General features: G+C 72.0%; 10 protein-coding genes and 1 rRNA gene. 5 read left to right on the plus strand and 6 right to left on the minus strand.

The window, feature by feature from the left end; genetic code table 11:
- Window positions 1–161 precede the first annotated feature (161 nt).
- The 5 genes from ACZ6JY_RS22315 to mtnA all read right to left on the minus strand — a co-directional run bounded on the left by ACZ6JY_RS22315 (window position 162) and on the right by mtnA (window position 7,500).
- On the minus strand, window positions 162–1,007 hold the full coding sequence (locus ACZ6JY_RS22315) for a ComF family protein (RefSeq protein WP_469197980.1): 846 nt from the start codon (window positions 1,005–1,007) through the stop codon (window positions 162–164).
- A gap of 122 nt (window positions 1,008–1,129) precedes the next feature.
- The gene (locus ACZ6JY_RS22320; RefSeq protein ID WP_469197982.1) at window positions 1,130–2,989 is read right to left on the minus strand and encodes an LpqB family beta-propeller domain-containing protein; all 1,860 of its coding nucleotides are present in this window, start codon (window positions 2,987–2,989) and stop codon (window positions 1,130–1,132) included.
- Entirely contained in the window at window positions 2,979–5,060 is a 2,082-nt protein-coding gene (gene mtrB / locus ACZ6JY_RS22325; protein ID WP_469197984.1) for an MtrAB system histidine kinase MtrB, read from the minus strand. Before mtrB ends, ACZ6JY_RS22320 begins: the two co-directional genes overlap by 11 nt.
- Window position 5,061: 1 nt before the next feature.
- The gene (gene mtrA / locus ACZ6JY_RS22330) at window positions 5,062–5,751 is read right to left on the minus strand and encodes a two-component system response regulator MtrA (RefSeq protein ID WP_189176211.1); all 690 of its coding nucleotides are present in this window, start codon (window positions 5,749–5,751) and stop codon (window positions 5,062–5,064) included.
- 591 nt (window positions 5,752–6,342) lie between these two features.
- On the minus strand, window positions 6,343–7,500 hold the full coding sequence (mtnA, locus tag ACZ6JY_RS22335) for an S-methyl-5-thioribose-1-phosphate isomerase (RefSeq protein WP_469197987.1): 1,158 nt from the start codon (window positions 7,498–7,500) through the stop codon (window positions 6,343–6,345).
- 140 nt (window positions 7,501–7,640) lie between these two features.
- On the opposite strand from mtnA, the gene ACZ6JY_RS22340 reads away from it, so the two are divergent.
- Genes ACZ6JY_RS22340 through ACZ6JY_RS22360 form a run of 5 tightly spaced genes read left to right on the plus strand, consistent with a single transcriptional unit; the run spans window position 7,641 to window position 13,257 of the window.
- Window positions 7,641–8,954 (plus strand): DUF7847 domain-containing protein, encoded by a 1,314-nt coding sequence (locus tag ACZ6JY_RS22340; protein WP_469197989.1) that lies wholly within the window; start codon window positions 7,641–7,643, stop codon window positions 8,952–8,954.
- A 4-nt stretch (window positions 8,955–8,958) separates the two neighbouring features.
- Window positions 8,959–9,684: a DUF4129 domain-containing protein gene (locus tag ACZ6JY_RS22345; protein WP_469197991.1), complete on the plus strand. Its 726-nt coding sequence runs from the start codon at window positions 8,959–8,961 to the stop codon at window positions 9,682–9,684.
- Window positions 9,681–10,961, plus strand: a complete 1,281-nt coding sequence (locus ACZ6JY_RS22350; protein ID WP_469197993.1) for a DUF4350 domain-containing protein — start codon at window positions 9,681–9,683, stop codon at window positions 10,959–10,961. Before ACZ6JY_RS22345 ends, ACZ6JY_RS22350 begins: the two co-directional genes overlap by 4 nt.
- Window positions 10,961–11,947: an AAA family ATPase gene (locus tag ACZ6JY_RS22355; RefSeq protein ID WP_469197995.1), complete on the plus strand. Its 987-nt coding sequence runs from the start codon at window positions 10,961–10,963 to the stop codon at window positions 11,945–11,947. The genes ACZ6JY_RS22350 and ACZ6JY_RS22355 overlap by 1 nt, the downstream gene beginning before the upstream one ends.
- Complete coding sequence (locus ACZ6JY_RS22360) at window positions 11,947–13,257, plus strand: DUF58 domain-containing protein (RefSeq protein ID WP_469197997.1); 1,311 nt, start codon at window positions 11,947–11,949, stop codon at window positions 13,255–13,257. The genes ACZ6JY_RS22355 and ACZ6JY_RS22360 overlap by 1 nt, the downstream gene beginning before the upstream one ends.
- Window positions 13,258–13,355: 98 nt before the next feature.
- On the opposite strand, the gene rrf is transcribed toward ACZ6JY_RS22360, so the two are convergent.
- Window positions 13,356–13,446 (minus strand): 5S ribosomal RNA (rrf, locus tag ACZ6JY_RS22365); the annotation flags it as partial.

Consider the following 13,446-nt stretch of genomic DNA (forward strand, 5'->3'; position numbering starts at 1 on the left):
AAAATCCCGCGGACCGGCAATCCGATATGCGAGGTCGGGCGTTCGCCATTCCTCACAACCGAACATATCTCGCCCGGAGCTATGTCGTCACCCTCTACTGCCGCATACCTCCATTCGGGTGGGACGACCCTCTCACCACCTGCAACGAAGCAACTTCTCCTTCAGTTCCGGTTTATTTCGAAAGAATCCGGTGAGGCGGCGACAACCGCAGCGCTGATCACGTTTCCGCGGCCCAATTCCGGCCCTCTCGCGCTCCCGCTTCCCAGTCCCCGCAAGGCCTCCGATCGCGCCTTCCATTCCGTGTGCAGGTCACGTATTGCGCGTGCGGCTTCCGTCAGTGACGCGCCGGTGGTCATCAGGTCGTCCACGACCACCACCCGCCCGCCGCCGACGAGCAGCCGGCCTCCCCCCGCGGTCACCTCCAGGGCACCCGCCAGATTGGCCTGCCGCTGCCGGGAATCGAGCCCCGACTGATCGGCCACCGCACGCCGCTGCCGCAGCACCGCGAGCACCCGCGCCGGAATCCCCGCCCGCCGCAGCTCCCCGGCCGCCGCGAACGCGGTCCGCCGCACCGGGTCGTGCCCGCGCGCCCGGACCGCGGCACGCGCCGACGGCACGGGGACGAGCGTCAACGGCACCGCGCGCCCCTGTGAGCCGCCGTGCGTGCCGTCTACCCACGATGGCGCACCCATATCACCCGGATCCCGCGTTTCGCCCCGCAGACCGGCACGCACGGCCCCCGCGAGAGCGGCCCCCAGCGGCCCCACCAGGCCCAGGGCGCCACGCTCCTTGTGCGCGAGCAGCACGGCCCGCACCGCGTCCTCGTACGGCGCCGCCGCGTGCACGACCGGCAGCCCCCATGGCTCCGGATCCGGGCGCACCCGCCGCGGCGCCCTGCCGCACAGTCCCGCCCGGCACCGCTCGCACAGAGCCGTCCGAGGCCTCCCGCAGCCCTGGCACTCGGCCGGCAGCACCAGGTCGGTGAGGTCCTGCCACCACCCCCGCATGGCCACCACTGTGCCAATGCGCGGGCGCCGCCACCACCCCTGTGGATAACTCCGGCCCGACCCCGAGAACCGGCGGGAATCAGCGGGAAGCGGCGGGAATCAGAGGCAATCAGCCGGAACGCTCATCCCGGATAGACGGGCGCCGCGCCTTCCTTCACCACGGTCTGCCACTGCGAGCCCGCCGGGAGCCGGACGATCCCGTCGTCGGAGTGCGCCACCAGCGGCTGCTGGTCGCTCTCGGACGCGGCGATCTCCTTCACGCCCGTCAGCCCCGGCAGCGTGGTGCCCGAGAGGACCGAGCCGTCGCACTGGACGTACCGCAACTGCTGGACCCCGCCGGATTCCCGGCCGACCACCACGAGGCGGCTGCCGCCCGCCCACGACATGGCGGTGACCTCCTCCATCTGCGGTGCCGCCTGGGTGGGGTCGAGCACCGATATCCGCGGCTTCGCGCCCTCGCCCCGGTCGACGCGGCCGATCCAGAGGGACGACTTGCCGTCCTTCTTCACCAGCAGCGCGATCCGTACACCGTCCGCCGACACCCGCACCGCCTCGACGCGGCCGTCCAGCGCCGGAACCTCGACCTGCACCGGCTTGCCCTCGCCCTGGCCGAGCCAGAGCAGCCGCGGCCGCTTCGGGTCGCGGTCGGCCACCCACAGGTCGCCGTGGCCGTCCCAGCTCGGCGTGGAGAGACGGTCCTCCTCGGCCTTGGCCCTGCTGCGCACCTGCGCCTTGCCGAGCGTGTCGCCGGAGCCCAGCGACCCCGTGTACAGCGACTTCCCGTCCAGCGACACCCCGGCCGCACGCTTCTCGTCCCGCGAGACGGCCGCCGAACGCAGCGGCTGGTCACCGGTGCCGAGGACACCGCTCACCGGCGCCGGATCGGCGGTGCTTCCCGAGTTGGCCGGCATCCGCACCAGGCGGTGCTCGTCGTCGACGAAGTACTGGTAGGCGGGCCGGTCCGCGCTGCGGTTCGCCGCGACGCTCTCCGCGTGGCCCTGGCTCAGCACACAGAGCATCGAGCCGTTGGACCGCTGGAGCGTCACCTGCTCGACCCCCGAGGGCGACAAGTCCTCCAGTGTGTAGAGCAGTTGGGCCGCCATCTCGCGGCACCTCGTCTGGCTCGCCCCGTCGGACCGGCTGTTCAGCTGTACGGTCAGCCGGTTCTGGTCGTCCGGCGTCAGCGGCTTGCCGGGCTCCTTGAGCTGCGTACCGCTGCGGAACCGCGATTCCGCCACGTCTCCCAGCCAGTTGGTCGGCCCCGCCAGGAGCAGCTTGACCGTCTGGGTCAGCGGGTCGATCCGCTGCCGTATGTAGATGGGGTCGGCGACGAGGCCCGCCCGGCCGTCGGGGCCCGAGCCAGGAGACCCGGCGTAGTAGTACTTGTTGACGGAGCGGTAGATGCGCTGGAAGTCCGACTCGCCGAGCACCACGCCGGGCGGCGGCTCGTCGATGCGCCACTCCTTGCGGCCGTGACCACCACCCACCAGGCTGAGGTGCACGGACTGGTTGTAGGAGGCCGCCGCCGGGCGGTACGCGTGCTGCCTGTCCACCTTCGCGACCTGCCGCCCGGTCAGGGAGAACCGGCGGCTGCCGTCGCTGTCATTGCCCGCGTTGCCCGCATCCGTGTTCGGACCGTCGGCGAGCACCGTCGTGGTCCGCTCCGGGTCCCACTTGCGCGCCGCGCTCTTGGTCAGATACTTCCGCGCCATCGCGAACTGCGGATCATCGCTGGTCAGCGCCTCAAGAAAACCCTGGACGATCTCCACGGGCAGGGCGCCCTCGCGTGGCGGCAGCGCGTAGACCCGCTGCGACTGCGAGTCCGGGCGCTGCGAGGCGTCGACGGGCTTCAGATTGCCGCTGTCGGGCATCGAGGCGCAGCCCGCCAGGAGCGCCCCGCAACCCCCGAGCAACAGCCCCGTACGCAGTGGACGCCGCCCGCGGCCTCCGGCCGGGCCACGCCCCGTACGCTCAGCGCCCACGACTGCTTTCCTCTCCCCGAACCGCCCCTGAGCCTGCCCCAGCCTCACGCCCTGCTTCACCCTCGAGCCCCGGAGGCCCCGAAGATCCCGGAGGCCCCGGAGCCGGACGCTCGCCTTCCGGGGTCCGGCGCGGCACGACCCGCGAGCCGCTGCCGGGCAACGCCGTCGGATCCACGGCCGCCGCCTGCGCCAGACGCGGCGGTATCGGCCCCTTCGCAGGGACCGGCGGCGACACCCTCTCGGGCGACGCGGACGTCTGCGCCGGAACGGTCGCCTGCTTGCCGGCGCCCTCCAGCGGCAGCCCCGCGTCGTTCAGCCCGCGGTGACGGCGCGAGTCGTCGGGCTCCAGCGGTATCGGCGAACCCCGCAGCGGCTCGTCCGCTGTCCTCGGCAGGGTGAGCCTGAACTGCGAGCCGCCTCCGGGCTCCCCCCACGCCTGTAGCCACCCGCCGTGCAGCCGGGCGTCCTCCAGGGCGATGGAGAGGCCCAGCCCCGTACCACCGGTGGTACGCGCGCGTGCCGGGTCCGCCCGCCAGAAGCGGCTGAAGACCCGGGTCGCCTCGCCGGGCTTGAGCCCCACGCCGTAGTCCCGCACGGCGACGGCGACCGCGCCTCCCGCGGCGGCGAGCCGCACCACGACGTCCTTGCCCTCGCCGTGCTCCACGGCGTTGACCACGAGATTGCGCAGCACCCGCTCCACCCGCCGGGCGTCGGCCTCGGCGACCACCGGCTGCTGGTCCCCGACCACCCGTATATGCGTGCCCTTGCGCTCGGCGAGCATCTCCGCGCCGCCGACGACCCTGCGCACGACCTCGCGCAGGTCTATGGCGTCCGCCTCCAGCGCGGCGGCTCCCGCGTCGAATCTGCTGATCTCCAGGAGGTCGGCGAGCAGCAGCTCGAACCGGTCGAGCTGATCGGCGAGCAGCTCCGCCGACCGCGCGGTCACCGGATCGAAGTCCACCCGCGCCTCATGGATGACGTCCGCGGCCATCCGCACGGTCGTCAACGGCGTACGCAGCTCATGCGAGACGTCGGAGACGAACCGCCGCTGCATCCGCGACAGCTCCTCCAGCTGCTGGATCTTCAGCTGCAGGTTCTGCGCCATCTTGTTGAAGGCCTCGCCGAGCCGCGCGATGTCGTCCTCGCCGGTGACCTTCATACGTTCCTGAAGGCGCCCGGCGGACAGCCGCTCGGCGATCCCCGCCGCCATCCGTACGGGCGTGACCACCTGGCGCACCACCAGCCAGGCGATGGCGCCCAGGAGCACCACGACGAAGAGCCCCGCGGTGGCGAGGGTCGTCCTGACGAAGTTGAGCGACTCCTCCTCCTGCGTCAGCGGGAAGAGGTAGTAGAGCTGGTACGGATCACCCTGGAGGTCGTTGAGCCGCTTGCCGATCACCAGGCCCGGCTGCGCCTCACGGCCGTCGTCGAACACGATCCGCGTGTTGGCCTGATAGGCGCCGGCGCCCTTGTCGACCCGGCTGCGCAGCTCCTCCGGCACACTCAGGAACGGCTCCACACCGCCCGAGGCCCGCGAGCCGCGTACGCCCACGTCGCTCGCGGAGGTGAGCGTCACCACGGCGAACGCGTTCTGCCCGCCGCTGGAGAGCTGTTCGACGAGGTCGGACATCCACACGGCGGCGTTCCGCCCGTCGACGGTGCTGCCGTCCTGCCCGGTGCTCTGCCGCGCGGCGTTGACACTGTCCTGCGCGGCCCGGAATCCACCGTCTGCCTGGCTCTGCGAAGCCTTCACCTTGGCTTTGAGCAGGCCGTTGTTGACCGAACTCATGACGGCGAAGCCCAGCATGAGGACCACGCCGAGCGACATCAGCAGGGTCGTGACGACGACCTTGAGCTGGATGTTCCGCCGCCAGAGACGCACCGCCGGCAGCAGCGGGCGGCGCACCCAGCGCACGAAGAGCCGCAGCACCGGGCTGCCCTGCACCCCGCCCTGCAACAGCAGCCCGCCGTCGACGAGCCGCCCGAACCGGGACGCGCGCCGCCCCGGGCCAGTCCGCCCCGGACGAGCCCCCGGACCCCCGGGCGCCGAGGTGGAACTGTCCCGGGACACGTCAGCTCGGTCCGGCCTTGTAACCGACGCCACGGACGGTCACCACGATCTCCGGCCGCTCCGGGTCGCGCTCGACCTTGGAGCGCAGCCGCTGGACGTGCACGTTCACCAGGCGGGTGTCCGCCGCGTGCCGGTAGCCCCAGACCTGCTCGAGCAGCACCTCACGCGTGAACACCTGCCACGGCTTGCGCGCCAGCGCCACCAGCAGGTCGAACTCCAACGGCGTCAGCGCGATCGACTGCCCGTCCCGCTTCACGGAGTGCCCGGCCACATCGATGACCAGGTCACCTATGGCCAACTGTTCCGGCGCCGGCTCCTCCGACCTCCGCAGCCGCGCCCTGATCCGGGCCACGAGCTCCTTCGGCTTGAACGGCTTGACGATGTAGTCATCCGCCCCGGACTCCAGACCGACCACCACATCCACGGTGTCGCTCTTGGCCGTGAGCATGACGATCGGAACACCTGACTCCGCCCTGATCAGGCGGCACACCTCGATGCCGTCCCGTCCGGGCAGCATCAAGTCGAGCAACACAAGATCCGGCTTGGCCTCCCTGAAAGCGGCCAGCGCCTTGTCGCCATCAGCTACGAACGACGGCTCAAAACCTTCACCACGCAGCACAATCCCGAGCATCTCGGCCAGTGCGGTGTCGTCGTCGACGACAAGGACTCGTCCCTTCATGCCTGACATCATCCCATTCTCGTAACAGTGACTGGGCTGCTGGTGAGAGAGGTCACTGACCTGTGACGATAGTCGTATAAAGCCATCACTGTGTGCGTTGATCCACAGTGGCCGGTCCCCCGACCGGGCTCCGGCCCGCCCGACAGCCGCCACGACGGCCCTCGAGGACCGGCAAAATCCCGCCAATCCCAGCCCTCGGTCGGCACCACGACCGGCACCATGACCGCCAGGCCAGGTGCCCTCCCCCTCCACAGGTGGCTGCTCGAACAGCCACCACCCTCATTCCTCCACGGCCCCGCCACGCGCAGGAATCCGCGCCTCAGAGCCGCTGAACCGCGCGACTGCGGGACCGCTGGACCGCCCGGCAGCGGCTGCCGAGCCCCCGGCCGGCACGATCACCGGCCTCCGGACGGCCTCCGGCTCCTCCAGCAGGCCCAGCTCTCCCCGGCCCGAAACCGCCACGCCCGCCCGGAACCGCCACCCCCGCCCGAGGCCGAAGCGCCCGCGACAGACCGGCGGGGCGGTCGTCGTCACGTGACGACGGCTCGGGCGTCGGCGTCGGCGTCGTCACGTGACCTCGATGTACCGCGACACGCCACCCTCTCAGCTGATCGGCACCTGCCCCGACCTCGCGCACACCTCGGCGAGGCCCTCGGCCGTCACCGGCGACAGCACACCCTCCTCCGTCACGATCGCCGTCACCAGCTCGGGCGGCGTCACGTCGAACGCGGGGTTGTACGCCTGCGTCCCCAGCGGTGCCACCGGCACACCGCCCCCCGCCTCCCTCCCGAACGCCGGCGCATGCGGCACCACGGCCTCCGTCACCTCATGGCTCCCCCGCTGCTCCACCTCGATGGACGCCCCGTCCGGGGTGCCCGGGTCCACGGTCGTCACCGGAGCCACCACGATGAACGGCACATGGTGGTACCGCGCCAGCACGGCGAGCGGATAGCTCCCCACCTTGTTCGCCACCGAACCGTCCGCCGCGATGCGGTCGGCACCGATCAGCACCGCGTCCACCTCACCGGCGGCGAACAGCGACCCCGCCGCGTTGTCCGTGAGCAGCGTGTACGCCATACCGCTCCGCGCCGCCTCGTACGCCGTGAGCCTCGCGCCCTGGAGCAGCGGCCGCGTCTCGTCCACCCACAGTCTGCGCAGCCTCCCCGCCCGATGCGCCTTGAGGGCGACCGCGAACGCAGTGCCCTCCCCGCCGGACACCAACGCCCCCGTGTTGCAGTGCGTCAGGATCCGATGACCGCCGCCCGGCATCAGCTCGTCGAGCAGCGCCAGGCCGTGCGCCGCCATCCTCGCGCTGGCCCTCGCGTCCTCGGCGTGCAGCGCCCGCGCCGCCTCCAGCGCGGCACCCGCCGCCGCCTCGTGGTCGGCGCCGCCCATCAGCGCCGTGCGGTGGGCCGCCTGGGCCCGGCGCGCGCCGTAGGCGAGGTTGACCGCGGTGGGCCGCGCCCCCGCCAGCGAGTCCGCCGCCTCCTCCACGTCGAACCCACGGGCAGCGGCGAGCGCGACGCCGTACGCCCCCGCGATGCCAAGCAGCGGTGCCCCGCGCACCGCGAGCGTTCGGATCGCCTCCACCAGAGCCGGCGCGTCCGTGCACACCCGCTCGACCTCCTCGCCCGGCAGCCTGGTCTGGTCGAGGACGACCAGAACGGGTCCTTCGGGCGGGTCGTCCCAGCGGATCGCGGGAATCGCGGGGGTGCCGGTCGGCCGTATGTCCTCGCCGGATTGCGCGTACTGATCAGCCATCCGACCAGTCTGCCCCGTACCCCGCGGACAATTGAAGGTGTCCAGCCTCTCCGGCCCCCGGTCACCCGGCCGGTGCCCCGTGGCACGATGGCTGACAACCAGCCGCCGCACCCGCGGTCGGGCACCGTGAAGGAGCGACGATGAACGACACTCCGGGCTGGGCCTCGCCCGGATCCGCCCCCTCCGACGGGCAGGACTCCGGCAAGCCGGACGCCGGCGAGCCCACGGATCACGGCGGGCCGAGCGGCCCGTCGAAGTGGTCCAAGCAGCAGCCGCCGCCCGCCCAATGGTCCCCGCCCAGCAACCCGAACGCGGGCCAGACCCCGCCTCCCCCGCCCCCTCCGCCCGGCCAGGGCGGCGGCTGGGGCTGGGGCGGCCCGCCTCCGGGCGGACCCGGCGGCCCCGGCGCTCCCGGCGGGCCCGGCGGCGGCTACCCCGGCTGGGGCGCCTGGCAGGGTCCCCCGCCCGCGGCCAAGCCCGGCGTCATCCCGCTCCGTCCGCTCGGCGTCGGCGAGATCCTCGACGGCGCGGTGTCCACCATGCGCGCCCACTGGCGCACGGTCCTCGGCATCTCGCTGACCGTCGCCGTCCTCACGGAAATCGTCGTCGTCCTCCTTCAGGGACTCGTCCTCAACGACGCCGCCGACACCGAAGCCCTCAACGACCCGAGCGCCACCCTCGGCGAGCTCACCCGCGCCATGGGCGACACCTTGCTGAGCTCGGGCGTCGTCCTCGTGATCACCTTGCTCGGCACCATCGTCGCGACGGCCCTGCTCACGATGGTCACCAGCCGTGCGGTGCTCGGCAAGTCGGTGACGACGGCCGAGGCCTGGCAGGACTCGCGCCCCCAACTGGTCAAGCTGTTCGGCCTGACCCTGCTCATCCCGCTCATCGGCACGGCCATCGTCGCCGTCGGCGTACTGCCCGGCGTCCTCGTCGCGCTGGCCGGCTCCTCCGAAGCCGGCGCGGCACTCGCCGTCCTCGGCGGACTCGCCGCGACCGTCGTCGCCGTCTGGACCGTGCTCCGCTTCTCGCTCGCCTCTCCCGCGCTCATGCTGGAGAAGCAGGGCGTCAAGAAATCCATGGCGCGCTCGGTCAAGCTGGTCCGCGGCTCCTGGTGGCGGGTCTTCGGCATCCAGCTGCTCGCCGCCCTCATCGCGAACATCGTGGCGTCGATCATCGTCATACCGTTCACCTTCATCGCCGGTGCCCTCAGCGGCGACGGCGTCACGGGCTTCCTCAACAACACCGGTGACCTGGGCTGGACCTTCCTCATCGTGAGTGGCGTCGGCTCGGTGATCGGCTCGATGCTGACGTTCCCGATCACGGCCGGAGTCACCGTGCTCCTCTACATCGACCAGCGGATCCGCCGCGAGGCACTCGACCTCGAACTCACCCGCGCGGCCGGCCTCTCCGGCCAGGCGACCAACCCGCCCGGCACCCCGGGGAGCTGATGCGGTGACCGCGGCGGGGGCAGTGCTCATACGGTTCGGAGCCACACCGCTCCTGCCGCGCTCCGGCGACGAACCGCCGGTGACGATTCCGCGCGACCCCGCGCGGGAAGCGGCCGAGCGCGAACTGTCCGAGCCGAGGTACCACGAGAACGACCCCAGCCTCCTCCAGCGCGCACTGAACCGCTTCTGGGACTGGATCGACGACCTGTTCTCCGCCGCCGCGGGGGCCACCCCGGGCGGCGGAGTCGGCCTCCTCGTCATCGTCCTGGCCGCGGCGCTCCTGGCCGCGGCCCTCTGGTGGCGCCTGGGCACACCCCGGCGCGCCCCCACCTCCGCGCCGGCCCTCTTCGACGACCGCCCCCGCAGCGCCGCCGAACACCGTGCCGCCTCCGAGGCACACGCCGCCCAGGCCCACTGGAACCAAGCCGTCCAGGAACGCATGCGCGCCATCGTCCGCGCACTCGAGGAGCGCGCGCTCCTCGACCCCCGCCCCGGCCGCACCGCCGACGAGGCCGCCGCGGAGGCGGGCCGCACCCTGCCCGCCCACTCCGGGCAACTCCGGGCGGCGGCGCGCGAGTTCGACGACGTGACGTACGGCGGCCGCACCGCCGACGAGTCGGCGTACCGCCGCTTGGCCGGACTCGACCGTGACCTGGAACGCACCAGACCGACCCTGACGAGCACCGCCCACACCACACCGAGCAGCAGCTCCCAAGGGGCCGCCGAATGACCGGCTCCCCACACACGACCGAGCCGCCTCGCCCCACCGAGCCGCCTCACTCCGCCGAACAGCAGCCCTCCGCGCTCTCGGCCACGGCACGGCAGCAGGCCGACTCGACGTCGATCTCGCCCACGCCACGCCAGCTCTGGACCCGCTCCCGAGGCATCGCCCTCGCCCTGGTCGTCCTCCTGGCCGCGGCCGTGGCCATTGCCGTGGTCCGCTCCGGCGGCCACCACGGCCGCCTCGACCCGCGCTCCGCCGAGCCCAACGGCAGCCGGGCCGTCGCCGAACTCCTCGCCGACCGAGGAGTCTCCACCCGCGTGGTCACCACCACCGAAGAGGCCCGGTCCGCGGCCGGCTCCGATACGACGCTCCTGGTGGCCAACCCCGACCTGCTCACGGAACGGCAGAGGTCCCGGCTCCACGCGGCCACCGAGGACTCCGGCGGGCGTACCGTCCTGATCGCACCGGGCCCCCGCTCGACCGGCACCCTGGCCCCCGGCGTCACCGCCGACGCGACCCCCAGCACCGATTCGACGCTGGCCCCCGCCTGTTCCCTCCCGGCGGCCCGCCGCGCGGGCACCGCCGACATGGGCGGCATCCGATACGACACCAGCGCCCCCGACGCCGAGACCTGCTACCTCAGCGACGGCCTCCCCAGCCTCCTGCATCTCCCCGCCCCCCGCGGTAAGGGCGACACCGTGGTCCTCGGCGCGCCCGACATCCTCTACAACAGCCGCCTCGACAAGCAGGGCAACGCCTCGCTCGCCCTCCAGCTCCTGGGCTCCCGGCCCGAGTTGGTCTGGTACCTCCCCTCGCTCTCCGACGACCAGGCGGCCACAGAAACCGAGCGCCGGGGCTTCTTCGACCTGATCCCCTCCGGCTGGCGATGGGCCACTGTGCAGCTCGCCATCGCCGCCGTACTCGCCGCCCTGTGGCGCGCCCGACGTCTCGGCCCCCTCGTCTCCGAACGCCTCCCCGTGGTCATCCGCGCCTCAGAGACGGTCGAAGGCCGTGCCCGCCTCTATCGCAGAGCGAACGCCCGCGACCGCGCGGCCTCCGCCCTGCGCACCGCCACCCGCAGCCGCCTCGCACCTCTCGTCGGCGTATCGCCCACGCAGGCGCACACACCCGAAACCCTGGTCCCCGCCCTGTCCACGCACCTTCGCTCCCCCGTCCACGACCTGCACCTCGTCCTCTTCGGGCCGGCCCCGAGCAACGACGCAGCACTCATCGCCCTCGCCGACCAACTCGACGCCCTCGAAAGTGAGGTACGCCACTCATGATGGACCCGACCACTGACAACGGGCCCACCGGAGACTCCGACAGCGCACGCGCTTCCCTCGAAGCCCTGCGCGCCGAGATCTCCAAAGCCGTGGTCGGCCAGGACCCAGCCGTCACCGGACTCGTCGTCGCCCTGCTCTGCCGCGGCCACGTCCTGCTCGAAGGAGTCCCCGGGGTGGCCAAGACGTTGCTCGTCCGCGCCCTCGCGTCGAGCCTCGAACTGGAGACGAAGCGCGTCCAGTTCACCCCCGACCTGATGCCGAGCGACATCACCGGCTCCCTCGTCTACGACGCCCGCACCACCGAGTTCTCCTTCCAGCCGGGCCCTGTCTTCACCAACCTCCTCCTGGCCGACGAAATCAACCGCACGCCGCCCAAGACGCAGTCCTCGCTCCTCGAAGCGATGGAAGAACGCCAGGTCACCGTCGACGGCACGCCACGCCCGCTCCCCGAGCCGTTCCTCGTGGCAGCCACCCAGAACCCGGTCGAGTACGAGGGCACGTACCCCCTCCCCGAGGCCCAACTGGACCGCTTCCTCCTGAAGCTGACGGTGCCTCTGCCCTCCCGCCAGGACGAGATCGACGTCCTCACCCGCCACGCCGAAGGCTTCAACCCGCGGGATCTGCGCGCCGCCGGCGTACGCCCTGTCGCGGGCCCCGCCGACCTGGAAGCCGCCCGCACCGCGGTCGCCAAGACCTCCGTCTCACCCGAGATCACCGCCTACGTGGTGGACGTCTGCCGCGCCACCCGCGAATCGCCTTCCCTCACCCTCGGCGTATCCCCCCGCGGCGCGACGGCACTGCTCTCCACGGCCCGCGCCTGGGCCTGGCTCACCGGCCGCGACTACGTCATCCCCGACGACGTCAAAGCTTTGGCCCTCCCCACGCTCCGCCACCGCGTACAGCTCCGCCCGGAAGCCGAGATGGAGGGCGTCACCGCCGACTCCGTCATCAACGCGATCCTCGCCCAGGTCCCGGTCCCCCGCTGATGGCCCTCACCGGACGCGCCGTCCTCCTCGCGGCTCTGGGCAGCCTTCCCGTGGGCATCTGGGAACCCGGCTGGACCGGCATCCTCGCCGTCAACACCCCACTGGCGCTGGCCTGCGCGTGTGACTTCGCCCTGGCCGCCCCCGTACGCCGTATCGGACTGACACGCTCCGGCGAGACCTCCGTACGTCTCGGGGAAACCGCCGATGTGGACCTCACCGTCACGAACCCCTCCGGCCGCCTTCTGCGCGCCGTCATTCGCGACGCCTGGCCCCCGAGCAGCCGACAGCCCACGGCCGACGCCACCGCGTCCCGCCATCGCCTGACGATCCCGGCCGGCGAACGGCGCCGCCTCACGACGCGATTGCGCCCCACCCGCCGTGGCGACCACCAGGCCGACCGCGTGACCATCCGCTCGTACGGTCCGCTGGGTCTCTTCGCCCGCCAGGGCAGCCACAAGGCTCCCTGGACGATACGCGCGCTGCCCCCGTTCACCAGTCGGAAGCACCTGCCCGCCAAGCTGGCACGTCTGCGTGAGCTCGACGGCCGGACCAGCGTGCTGACACGCGGCCAAGGCACCGAATTCGACAGCCTGCGCGACTACGTTCCCGGTGACGACACTCGCTCCATCGACTGGCGCGCCACAGCCCGCCGGTCCACGGTCGCAGTCCGCACCTGGCGCCCGGAGCGCGACCGGCACATCCTCCTGGTCCTCGACACCGGCCGCACCTCAGCCGGCCGGGTGGGTGACACCCCGCGCCTCGACGCCTCCATGGACGCGGCGCTGCTTCTGGCCGCCCTCGCCTCGCGAGCCGGCGACCGGGTCGACCTGCTGGCTTACGACCGCCGGGTTCGCGCCCTCGTCCAGGGCCGTTCGGCGGGCGACATCCTGCCCTCTGTGGTCAACGCACTGGCCTCGCTGGAACCCGAGCTCATCGAAACCGACGCTCAAGGCCTGACGTCGATGGCCCTACGGACCGCTCCGCGCAGCTCGCTGATCGTGCTGCTCACCAGCCTCGACCGTGCGCCGGTCGAGGAGGGCCTGCTTCCCGTACTTTCTCGTCTCACCAAGCGCCACAAGGTCGTCATCGCGTCTGTGGCCGACCCTCACATTCAGCAGATGACGTCCGCTCGTGGAACAGCGGAAGCGGTCTACGACGCGGCAGCAGCCGCTCAGGCGCAATCGGAACGACACCGCACCGCGGAACAACTCACGCGTCACGGCGTCACGGTCGTGGACGCAACCCCAGAGGCTCTGGCTCCTGCCCTGGCAGACGCATACCTGTCCCTCAAGGCCGGCGGCCGCCTGTAAGAGAGGGCAGAAGAGCAATTGCCAGACTGAACTGCGCTATTGCGCCATAACGCAGAAAACCCCCCGCACCAATGGTGCGGGGGTTTCCCTTAAAATTAGTTCGGCGGCGTCCTACTCTCCCACAGGGTCCCCCCTGCAGTACCATCGGCGCTATGAGGCTTAGCTTCCGGGTTCGGAATGTAACCGGGC

Source organism: Streptomyces sp. NPDC046335, from assembly GCF_055587985.1.